Annotated in this window: 16 protein-coding genes; 6 read left to right on the top strand and 10 right to left on the bottom strand. The window is 46.2% G+C overall.

What is annotated here, in order from left to right; genetic code table 11:
• Positions 1-42 precede the first annotated feature (42 nt).
• Positions 43-2121, bottom strand: coding sequence for an ATP-dependent DNA helicase RecG (recG, locus tag ACMXYO_RS00855; RefSeq protein ID WP_415888121.1), 2079 nt, complete (start codon positions 2119-2121; stop codon positions 43-45).
• On the bottom strand, positions 2118-3023 hold the full coding sequence (locus ACMXYO_RS00850; RefSeq protein WP_415883112.1) for a hydrogen peroxide-inducible genes activator: 906 nt from the start codon (positions 3021-3023) through the stop codon (positions 2118-2120). The genes recG and ACMXYO_RS00850 overlap by 4 nt, the downstream gene beginning before the upstream one ends.
• 53 nt (positions 3024-3076) lie before the next feature.
• On the opposite strand from ACMXYO_RS00850, the gene ACMXYO_RS00845 reads away from it, so the two are divergent.
• From ACMXYO_RS00845 to ACMXYO_RS00835, 3 genes are all read left to right on the top strand, one after another.
• The gene (locus ACMXYO_RS00845) at positions 3077-3949 is read left to right on the top strand and encodes an SDR family oxidoreductase (protein WP_415886546.1); all 873 of its coding nucleotides are present in this window, start codon (positions 3077-3079) and stop codon (positions 3947-3949) included.
• Between the two features lie 61 nt (positions 3950-4010).
• On the top strand, positions 4011-4877 hold the full coding sequence (locus ACMXYO_RS00840; protein ID WP_415886545.1) for an MCP four helix bundle domain-containing protein: 867 nt from the start codon (positions 4011-4013) through the stop codon (positions 4875-4877).
• A 13-nt stretch (positions 4878-4890) separates the two neighbouring features.
• Complete coding sequence (locus ACMXYO_RS00835; protein ID WP_415886544.1) at positions 4891-5514, top strand: GGDEF domain-containing protein; 624 nt, start codon at positions 4891-4893, stop codon at positions 5512-5514.
• Between the two features lie 55 nt (positions 5515-5569).
• Here the strand turns inward: ACMXYO_RS00835 and ppk1 are convergent, their stop codons facing one another.
• Together ppk1 and hemB are read right to left on the bottom strand one after the other, a co-directional pair.
• Entirely contained in the window at positions 5570-7720 is a 2151-nt protein-coding gene (gene ppk1, locus ACMXYO_RS00830; RefSeq protein WP_415888120.1) for a polyphosphate kinase 1, read from the bottom strand.
• Positions 7721-7766: 46 nt separating this feature from the next.
• Entirely contained in the window at positions 7767-8777 is a 1011-nt protein-coding gene (hemB, locus tag ACMXYO_RS00825) for a porphobilinogen synthase (protein ID WP_415883109.1), read from the bottom strand.
• Between the two features lie 185 nt (positions 8778-8962).
• Here hemB and elbB point away from each other — a divergent pair, with 185 nt between their 5' ends.
• Positions 8963-9613, top strand: a complete 651-nt coding sequence (gene elbB / locus ACMXYO_RS00820; RefSeq protein ID WP_415886543.1) for an isoprenoid biosynthesis glyoxalase ElbB — start codon at positions 8963-8965, stop codon at positions 9611-9613.
• Positions 9614-9723: 110 nt separating this feature from the next.
• Here elbB and ACMXYO_RS00815 read toward each other — a convergent pair whose 3' ends face one another.
• The 6 genes from ACMXYO_RS00815 to hisB form a co-directional block, all read right to left on the bottom strand.
• Complete coding sequence (locus ACMXYO_RS00815; RefSeq protein ID WP_415886542.1) at positions 9724-12807, bottom strand: efflux RND transporter permease subunit; 3084 nt, start codon at positions 12805-12807, stop codon at positions 9724-9726.
• A gap of 9 nt (positions 12808-12816) precedes the next feature.
• Entirely contained in the window at positions 12817-13818 is a 1002-nt protein-coding gene (locus ACMXYO_RS00810; protein ID WP_415886541.1) for an efflux RND transporter periplasmic adaptor subunit, read from the bottom strand.
• A gap of 110 nt (positions 13819-13928) precedes the next feature.
• On the bottom strand, positions 13929-17294 hold the full coding sequence (locus tag ACMXYO_RS00805) for an ATP-binding protein (protein ID WP_415886540.1): 3366 nt from the start codon (positions 17292-17294) through the stop codon (positions 13929-13931).
• Between the two features lie 331 nt (positions 17295-17625).
• Positions 17626-18399, bottom strand: a complete 774-nt coding sequence (gene hisF, locus ACMXYO_RS00800) for an imidazole glycerol phosphate synthase subunit HisF (RefSeq protein WP_415886539.1) — start codon at positions 18397-18399, stop codon at positions 17626-17628.
• 32 nt (positions 18400-18431) lie between these two features.
• Positions 18432-19112: an imidazole glycerol phosphate synthase subunit HisH gene (gene hisH / locus ACMXYO_RS00795; RefSeq protein WP_415886538.1), complete on the bottom strand. Its 681-nt coding sequence runs from the start codon at positions 19110-19112 to the stop codon at positions 18432-18434.
• 3 nt (positions 19113-19115) lie between these two features.
• On the bottom strand, positions 19116-19709 hold the full coding sequence (hisB, locus tag ACMXYO_RS00790) for an imidazoleglycerol-phosphate dehydratase HisB (RefSeq protein ID WP_415886536.1): 594 nt from the start codon (positions 19707-19709) through the stop codon (positions 19116-19118).
• A gap of 146 nt (positions 19710-19855) precedes the next feature.
• Between hisB and ACMXYO_RS00785 the strand changes: the two genes are divergently transcribed.
• Together ACMXYO_RS00785 and ACMXYO_RS00780 are read left to right on the top strand one after the other, a co-directional pair.
• Positions 19856-20761, top strand: a complete 906-nt coding sequence (locus ACMXYO_RS00785; RefSeq protein WP_415886535.1) for a diguanylate cyclase — start codon at positions 19856-19858, stop codon at positions 20759-20761.
• Between the two features lie 90 nt (positions 20762-20851).
• The gene (locus tag ACMXYO_RS00780) at positions 20852-23017 is read left to right on the top strand and encodes an AsmA family protein (RefSeq protein ID WP_415886533.1); all 2166 of its coding nucleotides are present in this window, start codon (positions 20852-20854) and stop codon (positions 23015-23017) included.
• Positions 23018-23021 lie beyond the last annotated feature (4 nt).

Here is a 23021-nt window from a genome sequence, read left to right as displayed (position 1 = left end):
CTCTCTATCTGTGACAAGCGAATAAATAGATTAATCTATTCATTATACATTACCGTAGTCTTCACCACGGCCAAGCCAACGTTCAACTAAGGAATCTGCAAAATCAGGCCACTCTTGCATCTGACCCGCCACCATCTTAACCCGGGTTAACAGATCTGAATCACGTTGCAGGTCTGCCATTTTAAACTGCATCGTTCCGGTCTGCCTTGTCCCTAGCACTTCACCCGGTCCTCGCAGTTGTAGATCCTTCTCCGCAATTTTAAAACCATCGGTGGTTTCACGCATCACGGTTAAACGTTCACGTCCTTGATTCGATAAGGGCGCGTGATACATCAGCACACAAAAGCTTTCGACAGAGCCTCGACCCACTCGACCACGTAGCTGATGCAACTGCGCTAAACCTAAACGCTCAGGGTTTTCTATGATCATTACACTGGCATTAGGAACATCAACACCCACTTCAATGACCGTAGTGGCAACTAAAAGATCCAATTCAGCGGATTTAAACTGCTGCATAATTTCAGCTTTTTCAGCCGGTTTCATACGACCATGCACTAAACCTATGCGAAGTTCAGGCAACGCTACTTTCAAATCTTCAGCAGTCACTTCAGCAGCTTGACACTGCAAAGCCTCTGACTCTTCAATCAGAGTACATACCCAGTAAACTTGGCGCTTTTCAGCACAGGCTTTTTGTACCCGCTGAATGACTTCGTCGCGGCGACTATCAGCGATTACTACGGTACTCACAGGTGTTCGACCCGGTGGCAGTTCTTCGATAATGGAACAGTCCAGATCGGCGTACGCACTCATGGTCAAAGTTCGGGGAATCGGTGTAGCAGTCATAATCAATTGATGCGGCGCTAACTCACCATTACGCCCTTTTTCACGCAGTGACAACCGTTGATGCACACCAAAGCGGTGCTGCTCATCAATCACCACTAGTCCTAAATCAGAGAAGACTACTTCCTCTTGGAAGAGCGCGTGAGTCCCGACAACAACCCGTGCTTCGCCGGTTCTAATCGCTTCTAGTTGCGTCTGTCTTTGCTTTCCTTTGAGCTTACCTGCCAACCACGCAACTTTGATATCCAGCGACTCCAGCCAGTTACTGAAGTTGATAAAGTGCTGCTCGGCCAAAATCTCGGTCGGCGCCATAATCGCAGCTTGCAGACCACTCTCTACTGTTTGCAAAGCAGCTAATGCCGCCACGACCGTTTTACCTGAGCCCACATCGCCCTGCACTAAACGCAGCATAGGATAAGCTTGCGCAAGATCGTTGGCGATTTCATTGCCTACGCGCTGTTGCGCGCCAGTTAACGGGAACGGTAGCTGATCTAAAAAGGCTTGTTTAAGTTGTCCTGTTCCCGGCAGTTCAGGCGCACCTTTTTGACGTGCTTTTTGACGTAATTTCAACAAAGAGAGGTGATGAGCGAGTAGCTCTTCAAACGCCAAACGGCGCTGAGCAGGGTGCATACCGTCCAACAAAAGGTGCTGGTCTACATCGACTGGAGGGCGATGAAGATAAGCGACAGCATCATTCAAACTTGGGAACTGCCAGCCTTGTCGCAATTGATCAGGCACAAGCTCTTGCAGGCCACCCTCTTTCAGATAGTTAAGCGCTTGATCAGTCAGAGCTCGTAAACGTCCCTGATGCAGACCTTCTGTGGTTGGATAGATCGGCGTTAGGTTCTCTTCTACTGGCACCAAATCATCGTTATCCACCCGCTTATATTCAGGATGGACGATCTCCAAACCATTTGCACCGGTACGTGCTTCACCAAAGCAGCGAATACGAGTACCAGGTTTTAAGTTATTTTTCTGAGCAGCTGTGAAATGAAAGAAACGTAGCGTTAGTGACCCCGTGCCATCTTGAATACGGCACAATAAACTGCGGCGGCGACCTTTGCTGATATCCGCCAGCTTCACCTCGCCCTCAACCACGCACTCATCACCGGGACATAACGCCCCCATAGGCACAATTCGCGTGCGATCTTGGTAACGCAGAGGCAGATGAAACAATAGATCCTGTAGATTTTGAATACCAAGGTTATTCAGCTTCTGCTCTAACGCAGCGCCAACACCTTTTAACTCTGTGACAGGAATCGCAGCAAGCAACAAACTTATTTACCGCCTGCAGGATCAAAAGAGGCAATCGCTTCAACCAACACATCGATCGCTTGCGGACGTGGAAAGCTAGCACGCCAAGCCACCCCAACCGTGCGTTCTGGAACTGGTTCTTGGAAAGGTCGTGTTACTACCATCTCTGATTTACCCGTTCCATATACAGCGGATTGCGGCAATACGGAACAACCTAAGCCAGAACCAACCATCATACGGATAGTCTCTAGAGAGCTACCCTCGGTAATCGTATGTTGAGTATTAATCGCTTGATTCAACGTTGGGCAGGATTCTAATACCTGATCCCTAAAACAATGCCCTTCGCCCAATAACAACAGCGGGGTATTAGGTAGATCTTCACTATTAATCTTTTTCTGCTGCGCCCAAGGGTGGCCCACTGGCATCAGCATTTCGAAATGCTCATCGTATAGAGGACGCGTCAGAATATCCGGTTCTTGGAATGGCAGCGCTAAGATAATTGCATCCAGCTCACCGTTACGGATCTTAACTCGCAGGTTCTCAGTGAAGTTCTCTTCGATATACAGCGGCATATCAGGCGCAAGCTTTTGCACCTGAGAAACCAGATGAGGGAATAAGTAAGGTCCAATGGTGTAGATCGCGCCTACGCGAAGTGGGCTTTTCAGCTGATCTTTGCCCTCAAGCGCCAGATCTTTGATGGTATCGGCTTGCTCAAGCACGCGCTGCGCCTGTTGCACCACTTTATCACCTACAGGTGTGACGCGAACCGAGTTTTTACTGCGTTCAAACAGTGGTACACCCAACTCATCTTCAAGCTTTTTGACCGCTATAGACAAGGTAGGCTGACTGACAAAACACTTTTCAGCCGCATGACCAAAATGCTGTTCTCTCGCCAAGGTAACAATGTAACGCAATTCTGTAAGGGTCATCCGGCCTTATCCTTTGCTATGATAGGTCTGTGATTTTCGGAGGCTTAACCTGTATGCAACAAGCAACTATTCTAATCGTCGGCTGCGGCGATGTTGGCTCTACCCTTGGACAAATGTTATTAAATCAAGGGCATAAGGTATTTGGCCTACGTCGTAATATAAACCAGCTACCGCAAGGCATCCAAGGAATAAGCGCTGATCTCACAAATTTAGAGAGTTTAAAAGCAACTCTGGCGGATTTAGACGAGTGTCATATCCTTGTCTACGCAGCAGCGGCAAGCAGTCACGATGAAGCAGGTTACGAAGCAGCCTATGTAACCGGCGTACAAAACACCCTACAAGCACTACCCACCAAACCCAAACATCTATTCTTCACATCCAGTAGTGGCGTATACCACCAGAACGATAGCGATTGGGTGGATGAAACAAGTCCCTGCGAACCTCAATCCTTTAGTGGCAAGATCATGCTCAAAGGTGAACAGCAGGTTTTAAGCGCTGACATACCGGGTACCGTGGTTCGGTTTAGCGGTATTTATGGACCCGGAAGGAACCATCTAATCAATCGTGTCAGAAGAGGCGACATCGCCCCCGCTGAACCTCAGCATTTTAGCAACCGTATCCACCGCGATGATTGTGCAGGTATCTTAAACTTTCTCATTTCTAAAGTTCTTAACGACGAAGCTATAGACTTTTATTACCTGGCCAGCGATAGCGATCCAGTAACCATGCATGAGATCACTACGTGGTTGGCGAAAAAAACCAATAGTCAGATCACATCTGAAACCGTTTCACGTCGTGCGGGCAGTAAGCGCTGTTCAAATAACAAGCTGCTTAAAGCCGGCTATACTTTCAAATACCCCTCATATACTGAAGGTTACAGTGATTTATTAGATCTTGATCAAAAAGAAGACGATAAATCGAACTAAAAGTCACGATTGCTGCAATTTTTGATACAATCGCGCGCTCAATTCAGCAGTATTTTATAGTATGCAGCAGTATCGCAATCTAATACTTGGTTTTGTCCTGATCATTACCTTAATGACAGGCTTAGGCGGATTTAGCCTATACCATCTCAACAACATCTCTAAAGATGTAGAAAACATCTATAACCACCCTTTTGCGGTGAGCAATGCTGGGCAGTCAATCCAGACCCTCGTGTTCGCAATGCACCGCGATATGAAAGACGTTGTGTTAGTCCAAGATCCTGAACAACTAAAAGCAACCCTAGAGCAAATTCAGCGCCAGGAGCAGCAAGTTCTCAAACAATTCGACATTATCTTCGAGCGTTTTCTAGGCAACAAAGTCACCATTAAACAGGCCTACCAAACCTTTATTGAGTGGAAGCCCATTCGTGATGAAGTTGTGACCCTAGCCCTAGTAGGCGAAACAAAGAGAGCCGCCGAGATTACTCGTAATAAAGGCGCCAAACATGTAGATAAGTTACTTTCTGAAGTACACGAATTTGTTGTATTCGCTCAAAACAAAGCCAATCAATTTCATAAACAATCATCGAAAAATAGAGACCACTCTATCTACGTGGTAGCCACTATTGGTTTCTTAACGATTGTTATCTCGCTTCTGATTGCAATCAAAGTGACACGTCTAATTATGCGCTCAAACAAAGCGTTATCGCAGCGAGAACATCTGATTGATCAGAACATCATGCTGGCAAACCTTGATACACAAGGCGTGATCATTGATGCCAGTAACGCCTTGTGCCGCTTCTTAGACACAACTAAAGAAGAGCTAGTTGGTAAGCAGAGTAATTTCTTTGATAATTCAGATACCCATAGCATGCTGTCTGAACAGATCTGGAAAACGATTAAGACCGGCAGGCGAGATCCGTCATATTAACGAAGATGGCTTAATGCATTGGGCAAATTCACGCATCTTACCGAACATCAATGAACGCTATCAGATAACCGGCTTTACCAATCTGCTGCAGGATTCAACCAGCAAGAAGCTATCGATTACAGATAAACTCACTACACTGCCAAACCGTCGTAGTTTTGAAGATGTGTTAGAGCGCGAAATAAAACTCAGCTACCGTCATGGTACAGCAATCGCTCTAGCGATCTTGGATGTGGATTTCTTCAAGTTGTACAACGATACCTACGGCCATCCGCAAGGGGATAAAGCCCTACGAGATGTTGCCAACTGCATTATAGGTTGCCTCCGCAGACCTTCCGATTTTGCTTTCCGCATCGGTGGCGAAGAGTTTGCCATCATTATTACAGAGCAAGATGCAGCTAAAGCCCAAGCCTTCTTAGATCGTATTCGAGAAGAAGTGGAAGCTCTGCATATTCCTCACGAGAAGAGCACTATCAGCGACTATGTCACTATATCAATAGGTGCCTATTGGAGTGCTGGCAATCAGATTTCTGATAAGAATGAACTCTACACAGAAGCGGATAAAGCCCTGTATCTGGCTAAGAATAACCGTAACGAACTGGTTGTACATAACCATCAAAGCTATGTAAAAAGTGCATAACAGCCTTACTCAATAAGTAAGGCTGTTATCTAAGAAAAAACACAATAAAGAAAGGTTACTTAGCAAACTCTTCTAACAAAGCTTGCTGGGCAGAGAAGACCTCTTCATCTTCCCCCGGTTGATTCTGAATATAACTGCCGTCCGCTTGCAATTCCCAGCTCTGGCAGTTGTCTTTCATATAGTAATCCAGCTCACGCTTTAATCGCTCACTATGCTTACCAAAAACTTGGAAGCCAGTCTCAACACGGTTAAGCATGTTACGTTCCATCCAGTCAGCGCTGGCACAGAACACTTCTGGTTTACCATTATTGCCGAAATAATAAACGCGTGTATGCTCCAAGAATCGGCCGATAATAGAGCGAACTCTGATATTTTCAGAAAGGCCTTCAATACCCGGACGTAAACGACACATACCACGAATAATCAGATCAATCTGAACACCTGCAGCCGCCGCTTCGTACAAAGCGCGAATCATCTTCGGCTCAGTCAGACCGTTCACTTTCACCATAATATGACCCGGCTTACCCGACTTAGCTAAACGAGTCTCACGACGAATCAGCTCGATCATTTTAGAATGCAGTGTAAACGGCGCGTTATAAAGTTTCTTCAGCTTCTGGATCTTACCCATACCCGTTAGCTGCTGGAAAACCTTATGTACATCTTCACCGACATCCTGATCGGCGGTTAAGTAACTGTAATCAGAATACAGACGGGCTGTACCTGAGTGATAGTTACCTGTACCTAAGTGAGAGTAGCGCACTAGATGGTTACCCTCTTCACGTACGATTAACATCGCTTTAGCGTGACACTTATAACCAACCACCCCATATACAACCAAGCAACCTGCTTCTTGTAAACGAGCGGCTAATTGCAGGTTACTCTCTTCATCAAAGCGAGCACGCAGTTCGATAACTACAGTCACCTCTTTGCCGCTACGCGCCGCTTCCACCAGCGCATTAACAATGTCTGATTTTACCCCAGTTCGATATAGCGTCTGTTTAATCGCAACCACATCAGGGTCTTTCGCTGCCTGACGCAGAAGATCCACCACTGGAGAAAAGGACTGGAATGGATGTAACAGTAATTGGTCATTCGCTTTTAAGGCATCAAAAATATTGTCACCTTTAAGCTTGCCTGGCATACCAGGAGAGAATGGCTTCCAGCGCAGATCATTCCGCTCCACCAAATCACGAACAGCCATAAGGCGGGTCAAGTTAACCGGACCATTAACTCTATAGGTTTGCGATTCATCCAACTTGTACTCTTTCTGCAAGAAGGAGATCAACTCTTCTGGCGTACGTTGATCTACTTCCAATCGCACCGCATCTCCGTATTTACGCGAATGTAACTCACCCCTTAGGGTATTTACCAGATCCTCAACCTCCTCAACATCAAAGGTCATATCGGCATTACGGGTGATACGGAACTGGAAGCAACCTTCCACCTTCATCCCTGGGAATAACTCATCGGCAAATTCGTGGATTATCGAGGAAAGGAAGATCAGGTTATCACCACCATCGCAGAGATTATCTGGCAGGCGGATCAAGCGCGGTAAGGAACGCGGAGCCGGTATGATCGCCATTCCGGTTTCACGCCCAAAGGCATCTTTACCATCCAATTCAACAATAAAGTTAAGACTCTTGTTCACCAATCGCGGAAATGGGTGGGACGGATCTAATCCCACTGGGCTGATCACCGGTACGACACGATCATGGAAGTAAGACTGAACCCACTCCTTTTGCTCCGGCGTCCATAGGTGACGACGAATAAAGTGGATCTCTTCCTTTTCCAACTCAGGAAAGATCGTTTCATTCAGGATCTTATATTGGCGGTCTACGGTCAGGTGACAGATTTCGCTAATACGCTGCAACACCGTACGTGGGTGCATTGCATCAGGACCAACTGCCTCACGACCATATTTCAACTGAGTCATCTGCTCAGCAACACGAATCTCGAAAAATTCATCCAAGTTACTGGAGAAGATCAACAGGAACATCAACCGTTCTAGCAACGGGTGCTGCTCCTCTAATGCTTGTTCTAGAACTCGGATATTAAACTGCAGATGGCTGAGTTCACGGTTGATATAGAGCTCGGGCACCTTCAGATCAACCGGTGTTTCCTCTACCTCTTGCTCTGTTGTTGCAACATTTTCACGGCTCTCTAATAACGCCGCTGCTGCTTCGCTCTGTTCCGCTGATTCAACCATCACGCTGTTTTCTCTCCCTAATTCTTTAACGACTACAGAATAAAGTTTAGTCGTTTAATATCTGTGCGACGCGTTTCGCAAAATAAGTCAGGACGCCATCAGCCCCTGCACGCTTAAACGCCAACAGGGATTCAAGCATTACGCTACGCTCGTCTAACCAACCGTTTTGGAAAGCCGCTACATGCATCGCATATTCACCACTCACCTGATAAACATAGGTTGGTGCTTTTAATTCATCTTTAACTCGGCGAACGATATCCAGATACGGCATACCCGGTTTTACCATCACCATATCTGCACCTTCCGCTAGGTCCAGTGACACTTCGTGTAGCGCTTCATCACTGTTAGCAGGGTCCATCTGGTAACTAAACTTGTTACCTTTACCAATGTTCGCCGCAGAACCTACTGCATCTCGGAAAGGACCATAGTAAGCACTTGCATACTTAGCGGAGTACGCCATGATCAAGGTATTTACAAAACCATTACTTTCCAGCTCATCACGGATACCACCGATACGGCCATCCATCATATCGCTTGGTGCGACAATATCAGCACCTGCTTCGGCGTGAGATACCGCCTGCTGGATCAAGGTATCAACAGTGCGATCATTCAACACATAACCATTTTCGTCGATAATGCCGTCCTGCCCGTGAGTCGTGAACGGGTCCAGTGCAACATCGGTCATGATTCCCATCTCAGGGCAGGCATCTTTGATTGCTTTCACTGCACGCTGAGCCAGACCATCTGGGTTGTAGGCTTCTTCTGCCAACTCAGATTTCGCATCCATCGGTGTTACAGGGAACAACGCCATCGCCGGCACACCTAAAGAAGCAAGCTCTTTCGCTTCTTTTACCAGCAGATCAATACTCATTCGCTCTACGCCCGGCATAGACGCAACTTGCTCAGTTTGATTTTGACCTTCAATCACAAAGACTGGATAGATCAGATCATCTGGTGTTAAAACGCTCTCTCGCATTAGACGACGGGAAAAATCACTGGCACGCATGCGGCGCATACGTGTTTCTGGGTAAAAGCGCTGGCTGTTATTAAAGGACACGGCATCTTCCTTAGGTTACAAGATGAATATGACAGAAAACGATGACAAGCTAATGACAGCCTAGAGATAAGGCTAAAAATTGTGTAACTATTTGTCACCATAGTAATAAAACTGATCTTATCGTACTCTGCATACAAAAGGGTATGATCAAACTCATATCACTGTAGATAAAGGAGCCTGAAAGCATGAAGAAAATTGCAGTAATTCTATCTGGTTGCGGCGTATACGATGGCGCAGAAATTTACGAGTCGGTTCTGACTTTGCTACAGATCGCTGAACGCGGTGCTAGTTCACAGTGTATGGCACCGAATATCGAGCAGATGCACGTTATTAATCACCTTACTGGCGAAGAAGCCGGTGAAACACGTAACGTTTTAGTTGAAGCAGCGCGTTTAGCACGTGGTGAAATTATCGATCTTGCAACAGCCAATGCTGAAGATTACGATGCGCTAATTATTCCAGGTGGATTTGGTGCAGCGAAAAACCTATCTGACTTTGCAGTAAAAGGCCCTGAGTGCTCAGTAAACCCTAATGTAATTAGCTTTACTCAAGCGATGCATAATGCAGGTAAGCCAGTTGGTCTAATCTGTATTGCTCCAGCAATGACGCCAATCCTATTTGGTGAAGGCGCTACTTGTACGATCGGTAATGATACTGATACGGCAGCGGCGATTGAAGCGATGGGTGGTAAGCACCAAGATTGTGGTGTTAGCGAAATCGTAATCGATTCAGAGCGTAAAGTCGTTACAACTCCAGCGTACATGCTAGCGGGTTCAATTACCGAAGCAGCATCAGGTATCCGCAAGCTGGTTAATGAAGTGCTTGAACTAGCTTAAGTAAGAATCACAGACAGAAAAAAGCGGCGATGTTCATTCGCCGCTTTTTTATTCATCTTTGATACACTTCGTTTAAACGTAAGCTTTGCCTTTTAGCCTTTCCCCAATGCTTACGCTCCCTGACGACGATGTGACCACTGCATAAAAATGCGGTACAGCATAGGAATCAGAAATAGCGTCAGCACGGTCGAGAACGCCAAACCACTCACAATCGCCGTTGCTACCGGCCCCCAAATTAGGGAGTGACCACCTAAGCCCGTTGCCAAAGAGAACAAGCCCGCAATCGTCGTTAGCGAAGTAATCAAGATTGGAATCACGCGTCGTCTAGCCGCGTACAGAGTGGCATGTTTTACCGACATCCCTTTATCTAATCGTTGGTTACCCGCTGAGACCAAAACAATCGCTGCATTTACCGCTATCCCTGCCAAAGCAACTACACCGTACATAGTGAAAAGACTCAGAGGATTTTGTGTCAGCAACAGGCCCAACACTACACCCGTAAACGCCATTGGGATGGTCATCAAGATCATCAGAGGCTGCATATAGCTCGAGAACTGCGTTCCCAAAATCAGGTACATCAGGCCGATACCAAACAGGAAGAGAATGCCGATCGCATCTATACTCTCTTGGATTTCATCGAGTTCACCGGTGAAGTCCAGATCCAGATTAGGGAACTGTACTTGTAGCTCGTGTTTCCAATGCTCCAATACCATGCCATTGGCGGTGACAGTATCAATGCTATTTGGCAGAAGATCAGCCTCTACTGTAATAGCACGGCGGAAATTGTAGTGACGGATATTGCCTAGCGCTTTCGTCTTTTCAAAGCTGACTAAGTTAATTAAAGGAACCTGCCCACCCTCGGGTAAAGGAAGTTCAAACATCAACAATTGCTCTATGTCGGTGAATGTTTGCGGCATAGCGCGAACACGCACTTCCAGCTTTTCACCCTCGTGTTGCATATCCGCAACAATTTCACCATCAACCAAAAGCTGAGCGGTGCGGATGACCTCTTGCGGATTTAAGCCCGCTTGGGTGATCGCATCATAGTTCGCTTTTAGCGTCAGAGTCATGCGTCCGCCGCCGGCATCATCAGTAATATCAGTAATGGCCTCTACAGAAGCCATATATGCTTGAAGTGCATTAGCAGCTGAGCGGATCTCAGCATAATCATCACCACGCACTTTAATACTTATCGGCTTGGATACCGGAGGGCCACCAGCAAGTCGTAAAAAGGTTACATTCACTGGTCCCGGTACAGCTAAGGTATCTTCCCTGACTGCGGCTAATAGCTCGTCTACTGAGCGATTATCTTCAGTTTTTGGCTTTAGTCCCACCAAAATCTGGCCATAATGCTCACCAAACATCGGCGCAGTTTCAGTGAATTGCTGACCTGCATAGCCCACCACAGTGCGAACATCCTCATCCTTCAGATGCTTTCTGACCACCTGTTCCATCTGTTTCACTTTATCCAAAGTGGTATCTAATGAAACCTGCGGCGCCATTTCGATGTTTACGTAGAACAATCGCAATGGATCTGCGGCGAAGAAATCCATCTTTATTAACCCTGCAGCTAAAGCCCCCATCGAGCTAACAAATAGCGAACCAATTAAACTGAAGGTAAGCACAGGGCGTCGCATAGCTTTTATCAAAGATCGGACATAAGCGATCTGGATCTTATGGGTCATACGAGTACGGAAACGCTGCATACGCCTAGGGTTGGCAAATGAAACCCGCGCCACACTGACGTGTACAGGCAACATCCAGAACGCTTCAACCAGTGAGATCGCCAATGCAATGGTGACCACCATGGGAATGACTCGCATAAAGTCACCTAATATCCCGGGCAGTAACATCAAGGGGAGAAAAGCTGCCATAGTCGTTAAAACAGCACTCACCACTGGACGGCCTACCTCCTCGAGCGAGGCCATAGTCGCTTGATAGATCGGTTGTCCTAATTGCAGCCGATGGTAGATTGCCTCTACAACCACTACGGCATCATCCACCAACATACCTAAGACAATCACTACACCCAAGAGTACGGTGACATTCAGTGTTTCCCCCATCCCCCAAAGCACCCAGAAGGTACCTGCAAGAATAAACGGGATACCGATCGCGGTTAGAAATGCGATATGTGCACCCAAGAACAACCAAGCAACCACCAAAACAAGCAAAAGACCAATCAAAGCATTCGTCTGCATTAGGTTGATCGCCTCGCGTGTAGGCACCGTCTGATCATCTACCAGAACTAATTTCACACCCGTTGCTTGAGACAAAGTATTGCGCTGATCCATATAGGTTTTCACCCGTTCAACCAGCTCTAAGGTATTCGCATTGGCTTTTTTCATTACCGCCAGAACGATCGCAGGCTTACCATCGATAACCGCATCATTACTCGCTTTTGCTCGTGTTTGAATAACATCGGCAACCCGGCTAAGGGTAACTTCTTCGCCCTGCAAATTGATAAGCGGAATCTGTTTTACTTGGTCAGGATCAGCACTGCGTCCAACCAAGCGCACCAGCCACGCTTGTTCACCAACATTAACACTGCCTGCTGATATATCCTGAAACCACGCAGCAACAGTATTGGAAAGCTGAGCGGGAGATAGAGATAATGCCTGTAGCGCCTCTGGATCAAAATTCACCTGCATTTCAGGATCATCTAGACCAATGGGGTCAACCCGATCCACCCCAGCTAAACGCTCTAAGTCTTTCTCTATGTTTCTCGCCTGAATACGCAGATTTTCATCATCATCCAACGCGGTAACGGCCACCGTGACACTTGGAAAAGCATTGGCGCTGGTTATTTCGAGAATAACAGGATCGATTGCATTTTCTGGTAGCTCATCTTCAACATTCTGAATTTCTCGTCGAAGATCATTAATCCGTTTATCAAAAGTACGTTCATCAATATCTGTAAAACGCACCAGCAAGCTAGATACCGCTTCGCGGCTATTAGAGGAAGCAAACTTAATATCTGAGACATTGCGAATCGCATCCTCTAACGGATCAGTAACCCTTTTTTCGATATCTTCGGCGCTGGCACCCGGCAATACAGTTGTGATAACAATCCAGTTAAAATTAATCGTAGGATCTTGCTGGCGAGGCAATAGGTTGTAACAAAGAAAACCGATCACCAATACCAACAAAAAGGTGAGGTTAGCGAGCACATGATTATTGAATAGGCGCATCAACATCTGATCGTCTTACTCCTGCGCCGCAACAGTCACTTCACTACCCGACTCAACAGCATGCTGGCCTTCAGTAATGATTAGCATATCTAAGGGCAGATCCACTCTAACTGCCTGACCTTCTATCGCGCCAGGCAACACTACAAATTCTGCTTTACCATTCTCCGCCTTCATCAGACCCAATTCCCCATTTCGGGAAACAACAAACTGTACCGGCAGACGGCCTTTATCCTCGAGCCAAGATACCCGGCCACTACTACCGGAAAGAGCTTTGGTCTCCGTAAAGCTGAACCGTACATTTTGCGTCCGCGCACGATTATCCATATACGGAACAACAGCCCGTAAGCTCAGTGGATAACGCTGACCATTAAATTGGAAATAGATTTGATTACTCAGCTGCATATCCGCCACCTGACGATGGCTTAAGGCTGCGGAAACTTCCTGAGTATCCTGAGAAAGCACTCTGACTAATAAAGATCCCGGTATGACCAGATCGCCGTTGCTCACCAAACGCTCGGTCACGACACCATCAGATGGCGCAAGAACGATGCACCGTTCAACCGCAAGGTCAGCTTCCGCCATGCGTGCTTTAGCACCATCCAGTTGCGCAACTAGGCTATCTAACTCCGCTTTTCGCTGATCGCGAAGTTCTTTAGAAGCATTTTTTTGTCTCAGCAGGCGTTCCGCGCGGGATAGTTGTTGCCGAGCAAGTCGAACCTGAGCCAGTAAAGATTTATGCGCGCTGATAGATTGCAACTGCAGCAACTCATAATCTCTACACTCCAGATTGAGTAATGGCTGCCCTTGCTCAACCTGCTGCCCAACCTTAATTAGTACCTGTTCTACAGAGGCTGTCAGGCGAGCGGACACCGTAGCATGGTCCTCATTGATCACCTTAGCAGGCGCGCTTTGCGAGGTTTTCTGGAGTAACTCTGAAAGAGGCTTTACCACTACCGTGGAGGCTGCAGACAGGCTATAGCTTACAAAAAAGACAACACAGCCAAGGAGATACTTCATAACCAACCCCTGTATTAATTCTCATTCCTATGAACTGACGCACCAAGATAATGCACTAAGAAGCAGCTAGACGCCACCTAAGTCTAATTATCAAGTGCCTATATCGTAGGTCAGAGGTCGTGTAAGACGGGGTGTGTTGTAGCGCTTGGACTAAATTCGCACACTTGTGGCAGGTCAATAGCGATCTCTAAGCCCTGATCAGGCATATTCTTAATTTCTATAGTACCGCCTAACTTTTGGGTGACTAAGATGTAGAAGATATGACTGCCTAAACCCACCTTGCCTTCAAAACGTTTACTGGTAACAAATGGTTCAAACAGATGTTGTTCCATCTCTTCGCTCAAACCAAGACCGTTATCTCGATAGAGAATCCTCACCCCGCGATCAGTCCGTTTAATATGGAACGAAATATCACCGTGGTAACCTTCTGGGAAAGCATGTGATAAGGCGTTTTCTAATAGATATTCAAGCGCTGCAGCCAACGAAACAGGATATGTGGTGATAACCAGAGGCTGCACGTCATCACAATTAAAGCTTAAACGATGCCCAGCAGAGACAATCTCGCCTTCATGTGCCAAACAAAAATCAGCCATCAATTCGCAAATATCGGTTTCGCCTAAAGCAGTATCCCCTTCGTGGGCAGATAAGTTTCGGAAGGTCTGCACTAATCCACAGGCTTTCTTCAAGTTGCCGTTAATTAGTTGCAATTGCGCTTCCGTGTTTTCACAAAAATCTAAAAATAATTGCTCTCTAAGTTGGCCACTTTCCCGCGCAGCAATCAATTCTGCCAATTCGCCCTCTATTGATGACGAAGCCGTTACACAAACACCGATGGGGGTATTAATTTCATGCGCGACCCCGGTAACCAATGATGCCAAAGCCATCATTTTTTCTGCTTCAACCAGTTGGCATTGAGTCTGTTTCAAATCGTCCAAAGTACATGCAAGCGAGGCATTCGCCTTACGTAATTCAGAAGTGCGCTCCTCAACTTTATTTTCCAGTTCTGCACTGAACTTTTTCAGCTCAGCTTCAAGACGAATACGTACCGAAATATCAGTCGAAATCGCGCATAAACCGATCAATTTATCACCATCCATAATCGGAAATTTCACCGAAACAAAGGTACGGTTGCGATCTTCAGTCAGCGTCTCCTCAAATTCCAACATCTTACGTTCCTGCAAGACACGGCTGTCATTAGACATCATCTGCTCTGCAACGCCCTTAGCAATAAAATCACTAGGCAAAGCATCAACCGCGCGATCTTTAGTGACTGAAAAAAGTTTTAGGAATTCATTATTCACCTCAAGAAAGCGGCCTTCTGCAGTTATCAGGTAGATGATGGTTGGAGCAAAATCCATAATAAGCTGCAGTCGCTTCTGGGTAAGTTCCTTTTCCTGCTCGGCCTGTTGTCTTAGTTGGATCTCTTGGCGGAGTTGATCAATTGTCTGAGCCTGTTCCTCGTTATGTTTCAGCACTAACTCTTCACGCTCACGATAGAAGTTAACTTTTCGCTTCAGTTCCGCCGGAGAAATATTTAGCTCTGTCAGTACATTTCCATAATGGGCTTGCAGTTCTTTAAACTCAGTACGGGTGAATAACTGGGCACGCTTCAGTACTCTTGCAGCAACTGAAGCACCTAAAGCTCCTGACAAACGCTGGTCTATTTGTCGGCCTAATTCAGCTAAAGAAAATAGGTTACAGTGGCTTTTACCCAGCGTATTTGCCTTAACCTCAGCTTCACGCAAAATGGATGATGCTCGGTCTTCATCCATATACTGGTTCAACAGATTCAGAGAACGCTCACGCTTGCCTTCCAAGGCAATATCTTCCTCCAGCGAAGTTTCAAAAACAGATTCTTCATAAGCATTATTTTCATCCATCTTATCCATAAACTGCTGATAATAAGTGCTCTCCTCATCTGAAGGTCGATTCAATAGTGAACCTAAAACGTAACCTATCAAATTAAATGCCAAGGACCAGAAAACCCCGTGACTGAGACTATCTACGGCAGTCAGATTGAATAAGGCTTCGGGCCTTAACCAGCTCTGGCCAAACAAGCCATCGCTCAACAGAGAACTATCTAACCAGCCGCTTCGAATGAAAGTTGGAAGAACTAAACAGTAGATCCAGGTAACAAACCCTGCGGACAAGCCCCACAAGGCGCCTAATTTTGTGCCTTTACTCCAGAACAAACCGCCCAAAGTCGCTGGCAGAAACTGCGCCACCGCGGCAAAAGCGAGCAAACCAATATTGACCAGCATGTAAGAGCCACCTACCAACCGGTCAAATAAATACCCCCCAATAATGATAAAAATGACCGCCAACCAACGTAGCTGCAATAAAAAGCGCCGCAATGGATTGAGTTGTGTTATCTGCTCAATCAAGGGCAATAACAGATGGTTAATCATCATCGTCGAAAGGGCCATTGCACAGATCATCACCATACCCAATGCCGCTGAAATACCGCCAACAAAGGCAAACAAAGCGAGCAGTGGGTCGCCATGATTCAATGGCAGTAACAAGACAAAGCTATCGGCCTGCTGAGGGCTGTAATTCAAGACAAAACCTGCCAAAGCAATGGGAATAACAAACAGGTTTATTAACAATATATACAGAGGGAAGCCCCACTGGGCACTGCGAAAGTGGTCAGGATTTGAGTTTTCTACCACTGCAACATGGAATTGCCGCGGTAGAAAGAAAAAGGCCGAGGCACTCAGTACTAATAGGGTTGTCCACTGAAAAAAGCTAGGGACCTGGCTCAAATTTTGAGTAACTTCATATTCAGGCTGATTGGCCAGCTCTAACAAACTCTGGGGAGAATCAAACAAAGAAAAGCAGACAAAAATACCCACCGCCATAAAAGCAGCCAGCTTAACAATACATTCAAATGCCAGTGCGAGAATAATCCCTGGATGGCGTTCCGTTGGGTCTAGCTGCCTAACCCCAAACAAAATAGTGAAAAGTGCAATGCACGCGGCACTGATGAGCGGTAACTGGTTAACAATCACGTCAGGTATATTCACCGCCGCACTACTGCTCAACACAGTAAGCGAGCTGTTTACAGCTTTAAGCTGCAAACTAATATAGGGAACGGCCCCTAGGGAAGCCATTATGGTGACGAGTGTCGCAACTTGCTGCGAACGGAAATAACGTGCTGAAAGAAAGTCAGCAATGGATGTGATACGTAGGTCATTTTTCAGGTGTATGAGCCTTCGCATCATCACGCCAGCAAACAACATCGCCAGGGTCGGACCAAAATATACCGCCAGAAAACTCATACCACTAGTGGCGGCCTTTCCGACAGATCCATAAAAGGTCCAGGAGGTACAAAACACAGCTAGCGAAAGGGTATAAGTCACCGGACTATCTGACATGCGACGTATAGTTTCGCCGCCTCGCTGCCCAAACCAGGCAATCACCAACAATAAACCCAGATAACAGAGCAATGACAACAGCACGACCTGAGTTGATAGCATTCAAGCTACCTCGATCTGCTACTGAGATACAACATCACAACGGCCAGCCCCCAGAAGAGGAACAAACTAAGATATAAAGCCGTCACCGAAAGCTGTGTACCGCTGAAGATTGGCCAGGACAATAAGGAATACCCTATAAACAGCAACAACAGCCGTAATTCAGGATGTTTCCACAGACTAGAGTGTTGTTTTGCCATACGACTCCCCAACTACGATTGGGTTTATTCTTTGCAGTATAGTCAAGACTCCAGCAGGATCAGGTCAAAAAACAGACAACTTTCAGCCACAAAAAAAGCTCCCGAAGGAGCTTTGTTAATCACGCGAATGGATTTTAAAGGCGAACCTCTATCCCCTTCTCTCGCATATATTCTTTCGCTTGCGGAACCGTGTATTCATTAAAGTGGAAAATAGAGGCCGCAAGCACAGCATCTGCCTTGCCTTCGATACAGCCTTCCACTAAGTGATCCAAATTACCTACACCACCAGAAGCGATTACAGGTACATTAACTGCATCACTAATGGCGCGTGTTACTTCTAGGTCATAACCGTTTTTAACGCCATCTTGGTCCATAGATGTCAGAAGAATTTCACCTGCACCTAACTCAACCATCTTCTTCGCCCACTCAACCGCATCGATACCGGTCGGTTTACGGCCACCGTGAGTAAAGATCTCCCAACGGTTCTCTTCACCTTCTTTGGATACTTTCTTCGCATCAATGGCTACAACGATACATTGTGAACCAAAGCGCTCTGCCGCTTCTTTAACAAACTCAGGGTTAAATACCGCAGCAGAATTAATAGATACTTTATCTGCACCCGCATTCAACATGGTACGGATATCCTCGCAAGTACGAATACCACCACCAACAGTCAGCGGTATAAATACCTGCGAAGCCATACGCTCAACCGTATGCACCATCGTGTCACGGCCTTCATGGGTTGCTGTAATATCTAGAAATGTAATTTCGTCTGCACCCTGCTCGTCGTAGCGCTTTGCTACTTCTACAGGGTCACCAGCGTCGCGAATATCGACAAACTTAACGCCTTTCACCACGCGACCGTTTTCTACATCGAGGCAAGGAATAATTCGTTTTGCCAAAGCCATGAGTAGCTACCTCTAAAATTTGATCTAATGGATTAAGGTTTAATCGTATTTTCAGTCATCGGTGCAGGTGCTGGCTTACCATCCCAGTTAAGGAAGTTCTTAAGCAACTGCAGCCCCGCCTTGGAGCTTTTCTCAGGGTGGAACTGCACAGCAAACACATTGTCACGCGCTAGCGCAACATCAAACTGCTGACCGTAACGACAAACACCAGAAACCAGATCACGTTCTTCAGCCGTTACAAAGTAGCTGTGAACAAAGTAGAAACGACTACCGTCTTCGATCTCATTCCATAGAGGGTGATCATCCATCTGAGCCACTTCGTTCCAACCCATATGTGGAACTTTAAGGCGTTCGCCCTCTTCTGCCAGATCATCACCAAAGTAGTTCACACTACCCTTAAAATGAGACAAGCAATCTACGCCATCGTTCTCTTCAGAACGCTCCAACAAAGCTTGCATACCTACGCAGATACCTAGGAATGGTTTACCCGAATTAATCGCATCCGTAACCTCTTTATCAACACCGGCACGAAGCATCTCTGCCATGCAATCACGCATTGCGCCAACGCCCGGCAAGATAACGCGGTCAGCACTGGCAACAAGCGCAGGATCAGAAGTCACACGAACTTCAACACCCGGCTGTACAAACTCCAGTGCTTTGGCAACAGAGTGCAAGTTGCCCATACCATAATCGATTACCGCTACACTCGACATAACTTACAAACACCCTTTTGTAGAAGGCATAACATCCGCAGCACGCGCATCAATCTCTAGTGAGTAACGCAGCGCACGACCAAACGCTTTAAAGATTGTTTCCGCTTGGTGGTGAGCATTGAAGCCCTTGATATTATCGATATGCAAAGTAACACCCGCGTGATTTACGAAGCCTTGGAAAAACTCCCAAAACAGCTGCGTATCAAAACGGCCTATATTGCCGCGGGTAAAATCACACTTAAAATCTAGCCCTGGGCGACCAGAGAAATCGATAACAACACGGGACAATGCTTCATCCAGAGGGCAGTAAGCATGGCCGTAGCGCATGATCCCTTTACGATCACCTACCGCTTCTTTAAATGCTTGCCCTAGCGTGATGCCGATATCTTCAACCGTGTGGTGGTCATCGATATGTGTATCGCCATTAGCATGAATATCTAGATCAATAAGACCGTGGCGGGAGATCTGCTCCATCATGTGCTCTAAGAACGGCACACCTGTATCGGCCTTAAACTGGCCTGTTCCATCAATATTTACCGACACAGTGATCTGTGTCTCCAATGTATCTCGACTTACCTTGGCTGTACGGTCCGCCATGGTGATCTCCCACTATATTTGATCTGAGCCGCGATTATACAACCATCCCCCCATCCATGCACTTTTGAAAGTCGTAATAAAACGCAAATAGCGAGACCTTGGGCTATCTTTTAGGTATTGCCTTTTATGAAGGACGGAATCAGCTAATGAATGATCCCGATCTACATCAACTATTGCGCGGCAATCATCGCGCGCTATTGTTAGTTATCGATGCTTTACCTTTCCCGATCTATTACAAAGATCATGAAGGTAAGTACCTCGGCTGCAACAAGGCCTATGCTGATTATGTTCAAGTTTCCAGAGAGGATTTAATTGGAAGGAATGTATTTGATGTCTTTGATAAAACACCCGCAGCTATATTCGCCGCTTCGGACATGGAGCTGCTAAATAATCCAGGCATCCAGATCTACGAAACACCCGTTCATCGCGAAGGCGAAGAACTCAACTACGTTAAGTTCCATAAAGCCACGTTTCATGACAGTGATGGTTCCGTAGCGGGATTAATTGGCGCCATCATAGATATCACCGATCAAAAAACCTTAGAGAAAAAATTTAAGCGTTTAGCCACATATGACGATCTCACGGGTATCTATAACCGCCGTGAAGGTCGTAAACAGCTAAAACTGCTGTGCAAAGAAGCGATTCGAAAAGAGCGTCCTATTTCAGTAATTTTGTTAGATATCGACGACTTTAAAGACATTAACGACACATACGGCCATGATACCGGTGATATTGCACTCAAACAGGCCGCACAGTGTCTAGACCGATATTCCAGAGCGCATGACTTTGTTTGTCGTTATGGCGGAGAGGAGTTCATGATCATCCTTCCCGAAACTAATACAGATTCAGCCTTAAAAATAGGGGAACGCTATCTAGAGGCACTGCGCAACATGGAGGTACAGATCACAAGTAGTGAGGTGATACATCTAACAGCCAGTATCGGCGTAGGGGAATTGGATAAAGAATTTACCGATAGAGAATTGATGCTCAAACAAGCAGATTTAGCTCTCTATCGCGCCAAAGCCAGCGGTAAAAACCAAGTCTGTAGCTGACTTATTCATCCCTCCTTCAGCCTCCGCCATTGAAACTTCATTATTTCCGTTTATCCTCATCCCTTCAGAACCCTTGCCAAGGAGAGAACAATGAAAGGTCTGCTGAAATTACTCGCTGGTCTAGCCGCACTGATTGTTGTGGTGATCGTCGCTGGCGGTGCCATTCTGGGTACATTCTTTGATCCCAACGAATACAAACCCGAAATAGAGCAAGCAGCACTTGATAATGCTGGTGTCGAGCTAAAGATTAACGGCAATATCGGCTGGTCGGTTTTCCCTTGGTTAGGACTTGAAGTAAATAAAATTGATGCCAAATTCCCTGGCAAACAAGATTTAGCCAAGCTAAACCAAGCACAAATTTCTGTACGTCTACCTGCACTACTATCTGGCAACGTTGAGATGCAGAGGGTGGTTGTAGATGGTTTAGAGCTAAACCTCGTCCAAGAAAAAGATGGCAGCAATAACTGGGCAGTAGCAGCGGCGCCTACTGATGTGCAAAAAAATACGGTGACAACAGATGCAGCGCCAAAAGAAGAGTCGGCGAAAAGCACATCAGCACCTATTGCGATCAACATCGACAGCATCCAGATCAGCAACGGTAACATCATCTATCAAGATAAAGCCGCTGATATGGTCGCTAAGCTAACTGAGTTCAACATGTCCTCAGGTCAGGTGGTGACTAACGCTTTCTTCCCTGCAGAGCTGAGCTTCAACGCTTCACAGACAGTTAAAGGTGAAGAGCAAGTAAAAGCCGCTGCAAAATTAGCGGCTGAGTTCTATCTGGATCTGGAAAAGCAGCAATACAAACTTAAAGGCCTAACTAGCGAGCTAGACCTAAGCGGTAAGCCACTAGGCGATAAATCACTGGCGCTAAACACTGCTGCAGATATTGAAGCAGACCTACTTAAACAACAGTTAAGCCTTAACAACCTGAAACTATCGATTGCGAACCTAAATGCAGAAGGCGCGCTAACCGTTAATAGCTTTGCAGCACCAGCGATCAGTGGCAAGCTAAACGTAGCAGCCTTTGATCTCAACAAACTACTAAGTGCTGTTGGCCAGTCTGAAGTTAAAACTAATGATCCGAATGTTCTGAAAGCAATCAGCTTATCTACAGAGCTAGAAGGCCAAGCCAACACAATCACAGCGAAAGCGCTAACCGTTAAGCTGGACGATACAACTTTCAATGGTTCTGCTGCATTCAACCTAGCGAACAGCAATATCACACTGAATCTGCAAGGCGACAAGATCAATGCAGATCGCTACATGCCACCTGCGGCTCAAGGTCAAAAAGCAGCGGACTCTTCCAACACGGCAATTGCGAGCACGGCTAAAAAAGGCCAGAGCGGCCCTTATTCAAAAGATCCAATTCTACCAATTGAAACACTACGTGGTTTAGAACTAGACACAACACTAGGCCTTAAATCACTGCATGTTTCCAATATGGATATCAGCAATGTAGCGCTACAAGTGAGTGCTCATGGTGGTTTAATCAAGGCAACTAAGATTAATGCTGATCTATACAAAGGCAGCGTGCGTAACAACGTCACTGTTGATGTACGCAAGAACACACCGATTATTACCTCGAAGAAGACCATCACCGGTATTCAGGTAGGTGATTTTCTAAAAGACATGGCTAATGCTGATCAGCTAACTGGTAAGCTTAACTCAACGTCTAATCTAACGCTTCGCGGTAACTCTGTTCACGATTTTGTAAACAGCGTTACAGGTACTGCGAAAGTAAACATGAAAGATGGCGAGCTAAAAGGTTTAGACATGGCACAATCCGTTTGCCAAGGCCTAAACAATGTTAGCGCACTTGGCGGTGAAGCTGAGCAAGTAGACCGTTCAACACCATTTACCAGCATGGGCGCTTCAACTCGCATTAAAAATGGTGTTGTAAGCAACCAAGACCTAAAAGCAGCATTGGATGCAATGACCCTAAGTGGTAAAGGCACCGTGAACCTACCAAAACAGCTTTTGGACTACCGTCTTGGTTTTATGGTTGAGAAGAATCTGTTTAAAGAAACCTGCTCTTTCCCCAATAAACTGGAAGGTGTAGAAGTGCCAATCGATTGTAAAGGCAGTTTTAACACAGAACCAACTAAGCTATGTAAGCCTGATTTCAGCTTTATCACTGACGCACTAAAACAAGACGTTAAAAAGAAAGTTGAAGAGAAAAAAGAAAAACTAAAAGCCAAAGCTGAAGAGAAACTTAAAGATAAGCTAGGCGACAAACTGAAAGGTTTATTTTAACCCC

This window comes from Neptuniibacter sp. QD37_6 (assembly GCF_047778085.1).
In the GTDB taxonomy this organism is placed as follows: domain Bacteria; phylum Pseudomonadota; class Gammaproteobacteria; order Pseudomonadales; family Balneatricaceae; genus Neptuniibacter.
The sequence above is the reverse complement of the archived record's forward strand: the minus strand, read 5'-3'. Positions and strand labels throughout refer to the sequence as shown.